The organism is Sphaerochaeta sp. (genome assembly GCA_022482495.1).
Classification (GTDB): Bacteria; Spirochaetota; Spirochaetia; order Sphaerochaetales; family Sphaerochaetaceae; genus RUG023.
This window is the reverse complement of record JAKVPA010000007.1, coordinates 53,164-68,053: the sequence shown is the minus strand read 5'-3', so window position 1 is coordinate 68,053 and position 14,890 is coordinate 53,164. Positions and strand designations below refer to the sequence as shown.

15 protein-coding genes, 1 tRNA gene and 1 pseudogene are annotated in these 14,890 nt (G+C 56.8%); 13 read left to right on the top strand and 4 right to left on the bottom strand.

The genetic code is table 11. From position 1 onward, the window contains the following. The first annotated feature begins 331 nt into the window (after positions 1 to 331). On the top strand, positions 332 to 1,963 hold the full coding sequence (locus LKE28_08685) for a hypothetical protein (protein MCH3908293.1): 1,632 nt from the start codon (positions 332 to 334) through the stop codon (positions 1,961 to 1,963). Between the two features lie 60 nt (positions 1,964 to 2,023). Here the strand turns inward: LKE28_08685 and LKE28_08680 are convergent. Together LKE28_08680 and LKE28_08675 are read right to left on the bottom strand one after the other, a co-directional pair. Further along, positions 2,024 to 2,095: transfer RNA gene (locus LKE28_08680), tRNA-Gly, on the bottom strand. 78 nt (positions 2,096 to 2,173) lie between these two features. Further along, positions 2,174 to 2,398 carry a hypothetical protein gene (locus LKE28_08675; GenBank protein ID MCH3908292.1) on the bottom strand — a complete coding sequence of 75 codons (225 nt, stop codon included), beginning with the start codon at positions 2,396 to 2,398 and terminating at the stop codon, positions 2,174 to 2,176. A 167-nt stretch (positions 2,399 to 2,565) separates the two neighbouring features. On the opposite strand from LKE28_08675, the gene LKE28_08670 reads away from it, so the two are divergent. The 3 genes from LKE28_08670 to LKE28_08660 all read left to right on the top strand — a co-directional run bounded on the left by LKE28_08670 (position 2,566) and on the right by LKE28_08660 (position 4,404). Further along, complete coding sequence (locus tag LKE28_08670; GenBank protein ID MCH3908291.1) at positions 2,566 to 3,408, top strand: pyridoxamine kinase; 843 nt, start codon at positions 2,566 to 2,568, stop codon at positions 3,406 to 3,408. Between the two features lie 44 nt (positions 3,409 to 3,452). Beyond that, positions 3,453 to 3,647, top strand: a complete 195-nt coding sequence (locus LKE28_08665) for a hypothetical protein (GenBank protein MCH3908290.1) — start codon at positions 3,453 to 3,455, stop codon at positions 3,645 to 3,647. 151 nt (positions 3,648 to 3,798) lie between these two features. Beyond that, entirely contained in the window at positions 3,799 to 4,404 is a 606-nt protein-coding gene (locus tag LKE28_08660; GenBank protein MCH3908289.1) for a hypothetical protein, read from the top strand. Here LKE28_08660 and LKE28_08655 read toward each other — a convergent pair. Continuing rightward, positions 4,392 to 5,133 (bottom strand): annotated as a pseudogene (locus tag LKE28_08655) (EFR1 family ferrodoxin). The gene LKE28_08660 and the pseudogene LKE28_08655 sit on opposite strands and share 13 nt — an antisense overlap. A gap of 10 nt (positions 5,134 to 5,143) precedes the next feature. Beyond that, positions 5,144 to 5,671 carry a hypothetical protein gene (locus tag LKE28_08650; GenBank protein ID MCH3908288.1) on the bottom strand — a complete coding sequence of 176 codons (528 nt, stop codon included), beginning with the start codon at positions 5,669 to 5,671 and terminating at the stop codon, positions 5,144 to 5,146. Positions 5,672 to 5,832: 161 nt separating this feature from the next. Here LKE28_08650 and LKE28_08645 point away from each other — a divergent pair, with 161 nt between their 5' ends. The 9 genes from LKE28_08645 (at position 5,833) to LKE28_08605 (ending at position 14,884) form a co-directional block, all read left to right on the top strand. Continuing rightward, positions 5,833 to 6,522, top strand: coding sequence for an ATP-binding cassette domain-containing protein (locus LKE28_08645; protein MCH3908287.1), 690 nt, complete (start codon positions 5,833 to 5,835; stop codon positions 6,520 to 6,522). Further along, positions 6,519 to 7,886, top strand: a complete 1,368-nt coding sequence (locus tag LKE28_08640) for an ABC transporter permease (protein MCH3908286.1) — start codon at positions 6,519 to 6,521, stop codon at positions 7,884 to 7,886. The genes LKE28_08645 and LKE28_08640 overlap by 4 nt, the downstream gene beginning before the upstream one ends. Then, positions 7,798 to 8,652, top strand: coding sequence for a sugar ABC transporter permease YjfF (locus LKE28_08635; GenBank protein ID MCH3908285.1), 855 nt, complete (start codon positions 7,798 to 7,800; stop codon positions 8,650 to 8,652). Before LKE28_08640 ends, LKE28_08635 begins: the two co-directional genes overlap by 89 nt. Further along, the gene (gene araA / locus LKE28_08630; protein ID MCH3908284.1) at positions 8,649 to 10,112 is read left to right on the top strand and encodes an L-arabinose isomerase; all 1,464 of its coding nucleotides are present in this window, start codon (positions 8,649 to 8,651) and stop codon (positions 10,110 to 10,112) included. Before LKE28_08635 ends, araA begins: the two co-directional genes overlap by 4 nt. A 139-nt stretch (positions 10,113 to 10,251) precedes the next feature. Then, on the top strand, positions 10,252 to 11,637 hold the full coding sequence (locus LKE28_08625; GenBank protein ID MCH3908283.1) for an MATE family efflux transporter: 1,386 nt from the start codon (positions 10,252 to 10,254) through the stop codon (positions 11,635 to 11,637). Positions 11,638 to 11,819: 182 nt separating this feature from the next. After that, positions 11,820 to 12,989, top strand: coding sequence for an NEW3 domain-containing protein (locus LKE28_08620; protein MCH3908282.1), 1,170 nt, complete (start codon positions 11,820 to 11,822; stop codon positions 12,987 to 12,989). 11 nt (positions 12,990 to 13,000) lie between these two features. Beyond that, positions 13,001 to 13,540, top strand: a complete 540-nt coding sequence (locus LKE28_08615) for an ABC transporter ATP-binding protein (protein ID MCH3908281.1) — start codon at positions 13,001 to 13,003, stop codon at positions 13,538 to 13,540. Then, complete coding sequence (locus LKE28_08610; GenBank protein MCH3908280.1) at positions 13,537 to 13,959, top strand: hypothetical protein; 423 nt, start codon at positions 13,537 to 13,539, stop codon at positions 13,957 to 13,959. The genes LKE28_08615 and LKE28_08610 overlap by 4 nt, the downstream gene beginning before the upstream one ends. Beyond that, positions 13,940 to 14,884: an ABC transporter permease gene (locus LKE28_08605; protein MCH3908279.1), complete on the top strand. Its 945-nt coding sequence runs from the start codon at positions 13,940 to 13,942 to the stop codon at positions 14,882 to 14,884. Before LKE28_08610 ends, LKE28_08605 begins: the two co-directional genes overlap by 20 nt. Positions 14,885 to 14,890 lie beyond the last annotated feature (6 nt).

Here is a 14,890-nt window from a genome sequence, read left to right as displayed (position 1 = left end):
ACTGTACCGTTGTATTTGTGAGATAATGAGAATGCATATTGCGGCATTCCACAGAAACTACCCAGATGTGTATGACAGGAATGAGGGCGCGCGAGGGCTTCTTATGACCTCTGTTGTGCAAAATATTTTTGTTTCGTTTGTAAACATTCCAAAAGACTCGTTGGAAGAAAATGTTTGATAATACACCGTAAAACAGGTATTGTGTTCAAACGGGGGAGGAACTGTGAAAAAAGGAAAATGGAGCTTCCTTTTTTTCGTGCTATGGGTGGCTGCGGGGTTGGGATGGGCTGCTCAGCCGAACCAGCAAAAGATATATCCGGTACAGAGTCAGGTGGTTGACGCCATTCGGGTGCTGTACCTCGACCAAGGGCTTGCCCAGCCATCCGGCACGGCTCCGTACAGCCAGGCGGAGCTGGCGAAGATGCTGGAGAAGATTGATCAGACAAAACTTTCCTCTTCTGCAAGGAAGACCTATCAATACATTGAAGATACGTTTGCGGGTGAACCACAGATCTCCGATCCCAAGGGCGTGAGTTTCACCTGGGGGGTGGACGCCACGTTGGAGGGGTACGCCCATACCAATACGGCGGACTTTGTCGGGAGGGACCAATGGGTCCGCGGGTTTCTGGATCAGAAGCCTGCGCTGACGTTTTCGTTGGAGAGCTGGCCGGGTGACAACATGTACGGATACTCGGAAATCTCCATTGGTAATACCTATACCCTTCGTCGTGGATTCGGATCCCAGACGTTTTCCACCAATCTTCCGTTCGTATATCCTGCGACATCCTCTGATATCGACATGAATGTCCCGTACCGGGCGTTCGTCGCCATGGGCGGGCCATGGTGGAGTGTCCAGGTGGGGAGGGATCGGCTCTCCTGGGGCAATGGTGTTACGGGAAATCTGTTTCTGGGGGACAATCTGAAGTACCACAACATGGCGCGTTTCACCGCGTTCGGCAAATCGTACAAATACACGTTCGTCACCTCGTTCTTTCCGTATCCGGATGCGTACTGGGGGAAGAGGGTGGTTGATCAGGGAACCAATGCCGGTGAGGCAACGTCCGATGGGATCTTCATGTTCATGGCACACCGTCTGGAATGGAGGATGTTCCATGACAAGGTGGGGTTCACGCTTACCGAGGGCATCATGTATCAGAATAAAGCGAGTTCCTTGGATTTGCGGGTGTTGTCACCGGCGGTCATCTACCATGATCTGTACATCCGTTCCAACGCAAATTCGTTGTTGGGTCTGGAACTTGACTGGACGCCTTGGGTTCATTTCAACATCTACGGACAGGTTGTTATGGATGAATTCGCAGCATCCAACGAACTGGTGGGTACCGGAGCCATCAATCCCAATGCCATGGGCTATCTGCTGGGCCTCCGGTTTGAAAGACCGGTCGGAACTGCGGGGGTCGTGGCGAAAGCTTCTTTGGAAGCCGCCTATACGGATCCGTATCTGTATTTGCGTGATGATGGCGATTATACCCAGGATTCCTATGGGTTGGGATATGTCGTCGCACTCCGGGAATTCCATGTGGATAACGATTTCTTCTACCACACGACGTTTCTGGGATACCGGTATGGGTGTGACGCCATCGTCTTCAACCTGAATGGGGGTCTGAAACAGTTTGGCAAATGGTCAGTGGAAGGAAACGGGTTCTTCATGATCCACGGGACCCACGACGCATTCACCGCATGGACTCGGATTGGACGGGATGATGACAACACCAGCCCCACAACCAGTCACCAGACGATGAATTTCAACGACTCTGATGCCCAGACGACACGAAACGCCGCCTCGTATACGATGGTGGTGGGCATCAAAGGGAATTACACGTTCACTTCCCATCTCAATCTGTTCTGCCAGACGGATTACCTCAAGATCTGGAATTGGCAGAACAGCAAAGGTTCGGAAACGGATGACCTGCAGGTGACGGTGGGGGTGACGTATTCGTTGTAGAGGGCGGTACCATGGCTTATAAAAAGAAAAAACCCCGGTTTTGATAACCGGGGAGGAAAGAGCGCCAGACGGGAATCGAACCCGCGTCTCAACCTTGGGAAGGTCGCGTCTTAACCGTTGGACTACAAGCGCGTTTCGTGACGATGGTTATCCTATCCTATTTCTTGGAAAATGGCAATCATCTTTTAGGGGACGAAAATGGGATGGATGTCACCCTTGGGGTGGGGGAAGCGTCTCCTGGCGTTTTGGTGTTTCTCTCAAACATGAGACGATGTGTTCCAACGTTTTGTTCATGTGTTCCAGGTTGGTGTTCATTTCTTCCAACTGGCTTATCCGTTTGTTGATTTTCCAATACCAGCAGTTGAGTTCCCTGCAGATCAACCAGATGATGATTGCGACGACAATGGCAATGACGATGAAGACTTCTTCGCCCATGATGCGTTCCTCCTTCCAGACGGTGAAGTTCGTGATAAGGTAATTATCCATCATCCTGTTCTGGATGGAAACAAAAGAGATTTTTTTCTTTGCTGATACCTGCCGTCGGTTGTTCTTCTTCAAGAGAACGGATACCATGGGGGAAATTGTTTTCCGGGAGGAATCATATGGCCTATCTTCGTGTGCTTACCATCCAGGACATCTCCTGTGTCGGGCAGTGTTCCCTTACTGTGGCGCTTCCCATCATCTCTGCCTGCGGACTGGAAGCGTGTCCGCTTCCTTCTGCCGTGCTCTCCACCCATACCGGGGGCTTCAAGGGGTATACGTTCCGTGATCTGACGGAGGATATTCCGTTGATTCAGAAACATTGGGAGAAGGAAGGCATCCTGTTTGACGCCTTCTACACCGGATATCTTGGCAGCGTGAAGCAGATTTCCTATGTGAAGGATATCCTCTCCTCCATGGGGAGACCGGGAGCCAAACGAATCATCGATCCCGCCATGGCGGACAACGGAAACCTGTATCCCGGATTTGACGTTCCCTTCGTCAAGGCGATGACGGGACTATGCGCCAGTGGAGACATCGTGCTGCCCAACATCACCGAGGCTTCTCTGATGACCGGGCTTCCCTATCGGGAAACATACGACCAAGCCTACATTGATGGGTTGCTTGATGCGCTTGCCTCGCTTGGCATGCAGACGGTGATTCTCAAAGGCGTCAGCCTGGAACCTGGGGTGACCGGCGTGATCGTCGCCGACGGGAAGGAGAGGAAACTGTACCGCCATCGGAAGATCGAACGGAGCTGTCATGGGACGGGGGATGTGTTCGCCTCGGCGTTCGTAGGCTCCCTGCTCAGGGGCATCCCGTTGTTTGACGCGGCGCGCATCGCCGCGGACTACACCCTCTCCTGCATTGAAGGGACGGTGGATGATCCCCAGCACTGGTATGGAGTGAAGTTCGAGCCTCAGCTTCCCCGTTTGATCGCTTCCATCAATCAGGAGTGTAGCTGAGTCTCCCCGTTCCTTTTTGTCGGGTTTCCCGGTACGATGATCCCATGAAAAGCAAACTACGTGGAGTGATCATCCTGTTGGGCGTCCTGACGTTTGTCGTAGGATGCAAAAAACAACCATCGGTGGAAGAAACGGTGGTGCCTGAACCGGTGAAGGAGTCATCGGCAGACGTCAAGACGTCATCCGTCGGGTATGTGACGGATGAGGGGGTGTCACTCCAGCCAGGGCGTGGTCGCTGAGAGTGCGACGGGTCCTTGTATGTCGGTGGTGACGGGATCGGATGAGCCTCACTGGAAACGGATGCACGCCGGCTGTTGGGAGCGCAGCTACGGACGGTGACACGAGAGCAATTGGTTACCAATGCTTATCCCGCCTCCGTTTCATTCCACTATGACGAGCAGGACGGGAATAATCTCCCATCGGATCACATTGGACGGGAATACGTTGCGGACGGAAGAAGCGCCTATCGTGCCTTTGGCCCTGGTGGAGGTGGTGGAAGAGCGGCAGGGCTGGCTGGCCGCCCGGATCCCTTCTTCGGTCAGCTATGACAAAGATGACATCCGGTATCTTCACTTTCCCGATGGGGATGGTCCGTTTGTCCTTCCCGTCCAATCGTTTGACGGAGTGGGGAAGGTTGTTCCCGCTGAAAATGGGGTGATGTACACCATCGGATGGGGAAAGCGTGGTGGCGATGGTTCTTCAGGACGTGATGTGGCCATCCAGACGGCGGAGGTACAGATCCTCTCTTCGTTGTTCCCCTATGGAGACGGACCCGTCATCCCTCAGGGAACGGGGCGCATCAAGGTGGGGGATGTGCAGGGGAACCCTGCCTATTTCATCCCCACCACCCATCAGCTCGTCGTCCTGCTGTCGGATGGGACGGAGACGGTCAGCGCACCATTAGCGTTGCAGCCAAAGGACATCGTAGGGTGGAAGCGTGACAGCCATGGGAATGCCTTGGTGCTGGCACGCTTTGTGCCTGATCAATCCAAATGATACCGGGGTTTCCCTTGGGTGGCGTGCTTGTATTCGATGGCCTGGACGGGGCAGGTGGTGATGCAGGCCATGCAGTGGGTGCAATTGCCGTTCCACCGGGGATTCCCGCCTGCCATGGTGATGTTCTCCAGCGGGCAGGCGGTGGCGCATTTTCCGCAGTGGATGCAGGCTGAGGTGGTCCAGAATCCTTTGTCCTTGACGATGAACGCATAGAAGAACGGATTGGTGACGTAACTCTGCCATCCCATGCGGGTCATCGAGCGGTCCGTCTCAATCACTCCCCCTTCCTGGATGGTATGGGCGAATTTCTCAAAGCGGGTGCGGCGTGTCTGCGCCATCCGCAGCCCTTGTTCCGACGTGGGGACAGGGAACAACGCCAGGTAATTCTCACCCATGCGGACGGCGCCAAGGCCCTTTGTATTCCCATCCTTTTGCCTTGCAGAGAAGCTGGAGCCACCTTCCGGCGGAGCCAACACCACCGCCTGCGGTCATGACGAAGTACGCCTTGGTGCTGCCGGTGAACGTGGTGCGTCGTATCCACGCATCGACGAAGCGTGGCATCCGCCAGGCATAGGTTGGGGTGATGAACACCCACGGTTTCTCCGAGTGGAGCCCCTTGGTTTTGTCACGCAGCATATCCGTCAGAGAGCAGAGTTCGTCTCCCAGCGTCTGGGCGATGATGCGCGCTCCGAACCTGCTGTTTCCTGTACCGCTGAAATAAATGACCATTCTTTTTTCCTCAGAATCGAAGCGTAACCATCAGGTATGGGGAGATGGCGATGCCGTCTGCATCCTCTCCGCCCAATGGGAACCGTATGGTACCGCCACCGGAAAGATTGGCATCCTGGTTCAAGGCGAGGGTGAGGGAAACGTCCCCCATGGGTCCGTATGCTGCCGACAGGGTCCCCTGATGGGAACGAAGCCGGACGAACATGCCGAGCTCCCCCGCAAGCCACAGTTGCTGGTTGATGAATTTCCGCTGCACGAACCCCAGGTCGGTGAGGAACAGAAGATCATTTTGGTTGGTCCCGCTCAGTGGTTTTTCCATACCCAGCCCCACGGCAAAACCTTTGGTAAGGTCGGCGGAAAGGAATTTGATCAGTTTCACTTCCGCGTCGAACAACGGGGTTCGGGTGTCATTTTGATATGCCCAGGTCATCCCAGAGCGGACTCCGAGAAGGGAGTCTGGTTGGTCGTACAGGTAATCGGCGAATGCCATGGAACAGGCCAGAGATACCGCTACGAGAAGCAGGATGATACGTTTCATGTGCACCTCACTGCTTTTAGCATCTGTGGAATACCAGGAATTGTCAACCGGAAGGAGGGGATAGGCAGGATTTTGACAACTCCCGATAATTTTTGTTGACAGCTGGGAAAAACGAGGCCTACAATAAAGTTGTACATCCGTTAACGTACACGTTTTGGGTAATGGCACGAAGATCGTGCCCAAAAGGAGAAGTGAATGGGTTCACCGGTCTCCTCGGGTCGGGCAGAAGCGAATGTGTCCGGGCCATCTATGGCGCCGACCATGTGCTCGGCGGTGTGGTGAAGGTCAATGGAAAGAAGGTGAAGATCGCCAAACCGATCGACGCGATGCGAAGTGGCATCAGCTATCTTCCCGAGGACCGGAAGAACGATGGCATCATCGGGGATTTGTCCGTACGGGACAACATCATCCTGGCGCTGCAGGTCCTCAAGGGATTCGGACATCCCATCAAATACTCCCAGGCACAGCAGTTCGCTGAAAAGTACATCAAGTTGCTTGATATCAAGACGGCATCGCAGGATACGCCGGTGAAGTCGCTTTCCGGTGGCAACCAGCAGAAAGTGATCCTGTCCCGGTGGCTTCTGGCTAATCCGGATTTCCTGATCTTGGACGAGCCTACCCGTGGCATTGACATCGGGACGAAGGTGGAGATCCAGAAGCTGGTCAGAAGGCTTGCGGAAGAACAGGGAAAGAGCGTGACGTTCATCTCTTCGGAAATTGATGAAATGCTCCGTACCTGCACACGGCTCATTGTCATGCGGGACCGGAAAATGGTCGGGGAACTCTCTGGGGACCGCATGAACCAGAATACCATCATGATGACGATCGCAGGGGGGGATGGCAAGAAATGAAAGGAAGAAATCCATTCAGAGGGTCGAACAAGCAGATTTTCATTCCGCTGGCGGCGTTGTTGGGGCTGGTCGTGTTCAATCTGATCGCCGATCCGTCGTTTTTCAAGATCACGCTCTCCCAGAACAACGCAGGGTATCCGGTGCTTTCCGGCTATCTCATCACCATTCTGGACAACGCGTCCGAGCTGGTGATCCTTGCCATCGGCATGACGCTGGTCACCGCCTCCTCCGGAGGACAGGACATCAGTGTCGGCGCGGCGATCGCCATCAGCGGAAGCGTGGTGCTCCGGGTGCTGTGCGGCACCAATTCCCGTCCTGAGACGCTGCAGGCGCCGATCATCGTGGCGTTCTTGGTCAGTTGCATGGTGGCGATGCTTTTCGGCGCGTTCAACGGCGTGCTGGTCGCCTATTTCAACATCCAGCCGATGGTCGCCACGTTGATCCTGTACACCGCCGGTCGTTCCATCGGTGCGTGGATCAACAACAACGAACTCCCGATCATCAGTGATCCGAGGTTCGGATACTTCGGCAATTACATTCCCGGCATTCCGATCCCTACTCCGGTGTTCATCGCCATCATCTGCATGATCGTCATCAGTCTGGTGCTGAAGCGCACCAATCTGGGATTGTACTCCCAGGCGGTGGGCATCAACGCCAGCGCGTCCCGGCTGAACGGCATCAACCCCAAGACGGTCAAGCTGCTCACCTATGTGATTCTTGGCCTGTGCGTCGCCGTAGCAGGCTTCATCAAGGTGTCACGGTTCTCCACGATCAACTATTCGGTCATCGCCAAGGACATCGAAATGGACGCGATCCTTGCCGTAGCGTTGGGAGGCAACTCTCTGGCCGGCGGCAAATTCAACATGGGCGCCTCCATCCTGGGCGCCTACGTCATCCAGTTCCTGACGACGACGCTGTACAAGTTCAATGTCTCCTCCAGCGCGCTTCCCGCGTACAAGGCGGTGGTGGTCATCATCCTCGTCGTGCTGAGCACGCCGACGGTGCGTCGGCTCCTTGCCAAAGCAAAACAGGCCATCTGCGGATTTCTCCGCGGAAGACCGTACCTGAGGGGATGGCAAAATGAAAACGACCAAGACACGAACCAATTGGTTCACCAGTTTGTCGGACACCAACATGCTTCTGTTCATCACCATCGTGGTGTTCTTTCTGATGTATCTTGCCGCGGTGGTCTTCCTGGGGGCGGGATTCCGCAAGCCCCAGGCATTCTTCAACATTCTGAACGAGAACGCCGCGTTGATCATCCTATCCTGCGGCATGAGTCTGGTAATGATCACCGGAGGCATCGATATTTCCGTCGGGACGTTGACGGCGTTGGTCTGCATGAGCTGCGCGGTGCATCTTGACTATCATGGGGGGACGGTCTTTTCCGCCGCGATGCTCGCCCTGGGCATCGGGCTTGCCTATGGGATCGTCCAGGGGTTCCTGGTGGCGTTCCTGGACATCCAGCCGTTCATCGTGACGCTGGCCGGCATGTTTTTCGCCAAAGGCATGACGACCATCGTGAACAACACCCAGTTCAACGTGAAGAACGCGGCGTTTCAAGCCTTGAAGGCTACTCGGCTTCACGTACCGTTCATGGGAGCGGTGAACAAGCTGGGCAAGTACGTGCCCGCCTATGTGGAGATCGGGGTGGTGGTGGCGCTCCTTGTGGTGGCGGTGCTCTTCTTCATCCTTCGTTGGACGAAGCTCGGCCGTTCGTTCTATGCGGTCGGCGGCAGCTTGCAGAGCGCCATCATGCTGGGGGTCAATGCCCGGAGGACGAAGTTCATCGCTTACCTGATGTGCAGTTTGCTGGCCGGTATCGGAGGCTTCGTCTACTTCCTCCATGTCGGTTCGGGTTCTCCGAGCCACGCGACGGGAGCGGAAATGAACGCCATCGCCTCTTCGATCATCGGAGGGACGATGCTCACCGGTGGTGTGGGGAACATCATCGGTACGTTGTTCGGCGTCTTGAGCCTCAGCACCATCAAGAACATCGTGACGTCGCTGGGGTTGGATGAGGCGTGGTGGACCAACATCACGGTCGCTATCATGATTTGTCTGTTCCTGGTGGTCCAGAGCTTGGTGCTCAATCGGAAACACGGGGCGAAGAAGGGGGATGCACAATGAAAAAGGAATTCTGGCTGGTGATCGGATCCCAATTTTTGTATGGTCCGGAAGTGCTGGATACGGTCGAGGCGCGTGGCAAGGAAATGGCAGGCGAGTTGTCCCGCCATCTTCCCTACGCATTGGTCTACAAAGGTACGGCGAAGACAAGCAAGGAGCTCTCTGACTTTGTCAGGGAGGCGAACTATCGTCCGGAGTGTCTGGGCATCGTCACCTGGTGCCATACGTTCAGTCCGAGCAAGATGTGGCTGAACGCGTTGGAGAACCTGCAGAAACCGTGGTGCCATCTGGCCACCCAGTACAACCGGGACATCCCCAACGAAGAAATTGACATGGATTTCATGAACCTCAACCAGGCAGCCCATGGGGACCGGGAGCATGGGTTCATCGGAGCGCGGCTTCGCAAGCCTCGCAAGGTGATCGCCGGGTTCTGGAAGGAAGAAAGCGTCCAGACGCGGCTTGCCGACTGGATGCGGGTGTGCGTCGGCGTGGCTGCGTCCCGTTCGTTGAAAGTGATGCGCTTCGGAGACAACATGCGGGATGTCGCCGTAACCGAAGGGGACAAGATTGAGGCGCAGAAGAAGTTCGGCTGGGAGGTGAACACCTGGCCGGTCGGGGATCTGGACGCATACATGGAGAACGTGACGGACAAGGACGTCGATGCCCTGATGGACACCTATCGCGCCTCCTACGACTTCAACACGGACAACATCGACGCCATCCGTTACCAGGCACGGGAAGAGATCGGCATGCGCCGGATGCTGGATGCCGAAGGGTGCGGCGCGTTCACCAATACGTTCCAGGATCTGTACGGCATGCGGCAGCTTCCCGGACTGGCAACCCAGCACCTTCTTTCCCAAGGATATGGCTACGGCGCCGAAGGGGATTGGAAGGTCAGTGCCATGACCGCCGTGATGAAGAAGATGGGGTTGAAGGAGAACGGCAGTTCGGCGTTCATGGAGGTGTACACCTACCATCTCGCCCCGGGGAAGAAATACAGTCTGGGCGCCCACATGCTGGAAGTTTGTCCGTCCATCGCCGAGGGTCGACCCCGTGTGGAGGTGCATCCGCTTGGGATCGGTGGAAAGGAAGATCCCGCACGTCTGGTGTTCGAAGGCAAGGCGGGGAAGGCGGTGTTCGTCTCTTTGATTGACTTGGGCGGGCGGATGCGGATGATCTGCCAGGACATCGAATGCGTCAAGCCGATTTTGGACATGCCGAATCTTCCCGTCGCCCGGGTGATGTGGAAGTCCCCCGGTGAGTTCGAGACGGCGTTGGAGTGCTGGATCACCGCAGGGGGATCCCACCACACGGTGCTCAGCTACGATGTGACGGCCGAAATGATGCGCGATTGGGCGAGGATCATGGGCATCGAATTCGTCCATCTGACCGCTGACACCAAGCCGGAGGATCTGGAACATCAGTTGATGGTCGACGACTTCATCTGGAAGTTCCAGAGCTGAGCGGAATTCCTGTTCGGGGGTCTCGAGGTTGGGGTTTGCAGGGCAAACCCCTCCAGCTTCTCCTCGGGATCCCCTTTCATCGGGAAAACATATGGTACCCTCTTGCAGAGGGAACGGTTTTCCCCTACATTTCGATTGCATGACCAAGGACCTTACCGAAGGACGCCCGATGGGGCTGATCCTCTCATTTTTGCTCCCCGTATGGCTGGGTGCGTTGTTCCAGCAGTTCTACACGGTGGTGGATACCATTATTGTAGGAAAAAGCCTGGGAGTTGCGGCATTGGCGGCCGTCGGTTCGACCGGTTCGATGAATTTCATGATCAACGGATTCTGCATGGGGCTGTGCGCAGGCTTCACCATCCCCATCGCCCAACGGTTCGGGGCGAAGGACTATTCGTTGATGCGCAAGTACGTGTCCAATACCAAACAGCTGTGTATCCTGTTCTCCATCGGCATGACGGTGCTGACCGTCCTGACCTGCCGGCCGTTTTTGGCGTTGCTGTCCACGCCGGACGACATCATGGACCGGGCGACGATCTACATCCGCATCATCTTCCTGGGCATCCCGCTGTCCATCCTGTACAACATGGTCTCCGGCATCATCCGTGCGCTGGGGGACAGCAAGACGCCGCTGTACTTCCTGGTCTTCTCCTCCGTTCTGAACATTTTCCTGGATCTCTTGTTCATCCTGGTCTTCCACTGGGATGTGGCGGGTGCGGCCTATGCCACGATCCTTTCCCAAGGAGTCTCCGGATTCGCCTGCCTGTGGTACATGAAGCGCAAGTATCCCGTGCTGAATTCCACGGCGGATGAGAAGAAAGTGCGGACGGCATTGTGGAAACCGCTCTGCGCCAACGGCGTGCCGATGGGGCTGCAGTATTCCATCACGGCCATCGGGAGCGTCATTCTCCAGGCGTCCGTCAACTCATTGGGCTCCTCCGCCGTCGCCGCCGTGACAGCCGGCTCGCGCATCAGCCTGTTCTTCTGCACGCCGTTTGACGCCATGGGGACAACGATGGCCACCTTCGGAGGCCAGAACACCGGTGCGGGGAAGTTTGACCGACTGAGGACCGGTATTCTGGACTGCTCGCTGGTTGCGGCGCTGTATTCGGCAGCGGCGTTCGCTGTGATGTATTTCTGGGGCGGCGATCTCAGCATGCTGTTCCTCAGCGCAGGACAGGACCAGATCCGAGACGAATCCCACCTGTTCTTGATTATCAACAGCCTGTTCTACTTCCCCCTTGCCTGGGTGAACATCTACCGGTTCATGATCCAGGGGATGGGGTTCGGGACGTTCGCCATCCTCTCCGGGGTGTTCGAGATGATCGCCCGGAGCGTCGTTGCCTTGGTGTTCGTCCCCGTCTGGGGCTTCCCCGCCGTCTGCTTTGCCTCTCCCGTGGCGTGGATTCTGGCCGACTGCTTCCTGGTTCCGGCGTTCCATCTGTGCAAGCGGCGTCTGGAAGGAATCGTCAAAACGTACAAGCGCCTGAAGTTGCACGATGTTCATATGAAGCGTCAAAGGTGAATGTGAAGAAACGGTGGAATCTGTGACGACTGTCAACAGATGCCATGATGTCGTGACGTTTTTGATGGTGTTTCTCTCTTTTCCCAGACAAACACACTACAACTGTCGGTTATCACAAAGTTGACGATTTGACCAAGCCTGTGTATTTCTTTTGACGTGAAAGCACGTATGGAGGAATACGTATGGTTCGCAAACAGGTTCGATTTGGTGTGATGTTGGGGCTCCTGCTGGCTTTGTCCGCAGGATGCGTGTTCGCCGAGTACCAGGGGTTGTCCGTTTCGACGACCTACCCCTCATTGAACGTCAGTGATACGTCGATGATCACGTTCAATCTTACGGTACGCAACTACAATCTCGCTCCGCAGCGGGTCAACCTTTCCGTGGAAGGGTTGCCGGATGGCTGGGATTCCCAGTTCGTCGGCGGGGGTGCGTTGGTTGACGCGGTGTTCGCCGAGCCGGAGCAGAGCGCTACCATCCAATTGTGGGTGATCCCCGGCGATGAGGCGAAGACCGGTTCGACCTACTCGTTCAACGTGGTGGCCAAAGGACAGGACGGTGTCTCGTACACGCTGCCGCTGACCGTCTCGCTTGGCAAGAAACTGCCGCAGCGTCTGGCTCTGTCCACCGAACTGCCGTCCGTCAAGGGTTCCCCGGATTCCGATTTCGTCTTCCAGGTGGAACTGCGCAACAACAGCGCGACGGAGACGTTGGTCGACCTGTACGCCAAGCTTCCTGATGGCTTCTCCGCCAAGTTCAGCCAGGCATACGGTACGGGGAACGTCAATACGCTTTCCGTCAAGGCGGGCGCGTCGGAGACCATCAAGGTGACGGTCACACCGTCCCAGGGGGTGAAGGAAGGAACCTATCCCGTCACGGTGACGGCCAAGAGCTCGGAAGCCAGCGCGTTCGTCACGGAGAATCTGGAAGTGCAGGGACAGGCAAGGCTTTCGTTGACCGGCAAGGGAGGGTTGCTTTCCGGCACTGCGGTCGCCGGCAAGGACAAGGTGTTTGACTTGGAGCTGAAGAACAGCGGCACGGCGGACGCGTCGGGCATCAAGCTGAGTTCGTCGACGCCGTCCAACTGGAACGTGACGTTCAACCCATCCACGGTGGAAAGCCTGGCTGCGGGGGACACCACGACGGTCAAGGCGACGATCCGTCCGTCTTCTGAAGCGCTGACCGGTGACTACAGCCTGACGCTTTCCGCTTCTTCGGAAAACTCCGGCAACATCTCCGAGCAGTACCGCATCACGGTGCGCACCTCGTCGCTGTGGGGCATCGTGTCGGTGATCATCATCGCCGCGGCTGCGGTGCTTCTGGTCTTCGCGGTGAAGAAATTCGGCCGTCGGTAGGAGGCTGAAGCATGGAGAAAAAGGAAATCCTTTCGGTGGAGCACCTGACCAAACAGTACGTCAAGGGTGTCTCCGCCGTGGATGACATATCGTTCAGCCTGACGGAGGGCGAGGTCTTCGGTCTGCTCGGACCCAATGGTTCGGGCAAGACGACGACGATCTTGATGCTCCTCGGGCTGTTGGAGCCGACCTCCGGGGCGGTCAGCGTGCTTGGGTGCGATCCGTTCCGCAAGCCGCTGTCCGTCAAGCGGCAGGTGGCCTACATGCCGGATGACATCGGGTTCTACGACACGATGAGCGCCTATGGCAACGTGGACTACACCGCCCGGTTCCTCGGTTTGGATGCCGATGAGCGGAAGAAGCGGATCGAAGAGGCGTTCGACGCGGTGCGGCTGACCGACCGGATGCATGACAAGGCCCGGACGTTCTCCCACGGTATGAAGCGCCGTCTGGGTCTGGCCGAGATTCTGGTCAAACAGCCGAAGATCGCCATTCTGGACGAGCCGACCCAGGGTTGGATCCGCAGAGCACCTCCGAGTTTCTGCAGATGATCCGCACGCTGAAGGAACAGAAGGGCATGACGTTCCTCATCTCCAGCCACCAGCTGGACGAGGTGCAGTCCGTCTGTGACCGTGTCGGCCTGTTCTCCCAAGGCAAGTTGATCGGCTACGGCTCGCTGGACGAGTTGTCCCGCCGGTACTTCGGTCCGGACAAGCTGGTGGAGGTGCAGGTGGATGGGGACAAGGATCTGCTTCCCGTCTTCTCCGCCATCCAAGGGGTGGGGAAGGTGGAGCGCAAGGATTCGTCCCATTGGGTGTTGCAGTGCGCCACCGATCTTCGGGCCAAGGTCTCCCAGGCGGTATTCGCCAGCGGGGAGAACCTGATGTCGTTGTCGTTGCTGTACCATTCGCTGGGGGATATCTACCAGCATGCGTTCGAGGAGGTGAGCCATGAAGAGCAAGGAACGTGAAGGTTCGGCGTTGACCGGACTGGACGTGGTGTTCGTCAAGGAGCTGGGCGAGTATACCGGCAGCGTCAGAATGGTCGTGCTGATGATTTTGATTCTGCTGACGGCCGGCTCCAGCCTGTACGTGGCGACGCGGACGCTCCGCTCGTATGTCGGGGAGGACTCCTACATGCTGCTCTCCCTGTTCACCATCGCGCAGAACCCCATCCCGTCGTTCATGTCGTTCATTTCGTTTCTGGTGCCGCTGACCGGCATCGCCCTGGGGTTTGACGCCATCAACAGCGAATACCAGAACCGGACGTTGGGCAGGTTGCTGTCCCAGCCGATCTACCGGGATGTGCTGCTCTTCGGGAAGGCCTTGGGCGCGTTGGTCGCCATGGGTGTGGTGCTTTTGGCCCTGTGGCTTTTGGTCATCGGGTGCGCCATGTTCTTCCTCGGCGTGCCGCCGACAGGGGAGCAGATCGCCCGGGCGTTGATGTACTATGTGATCACCCTGCTGTACGGGCTCCTGTGGTACATGATCGCCATGACGATGTCCATCATCTTCCGGCAGAGCGCCGTCTCGGCGTTGGTTTCCATCGCCCTGTGGCTGTTCTTCATGATCTTCTGGCCGATGATCAGCCAGGTGGTGGCGGTTCTTGCCAGCGGTGGGGATGAGTACACGGCGGCGAAGCTTTCCGTCGCGTTGGGACGTTTCAGCCCGTACAACCTGTACGTGGAGGCGTCCGTCGCCATGCTCAGCCCGACGACCCGCTCTTTGGGGGTGGTGCTGTTCTCCCAGGTGCAGGGCGCGATGATGGGCAACCCTCTGCCGTTCGGACAGAGCGTCCTGTTGATCTGGCCGCAGATGACGGCGTTCTTCGCGTCGGTGATTCTGGTTTTCGCACTGGGGTACGTGCTGTTTCAGCGGAAGGAGATTCGGATGTAACGGAAA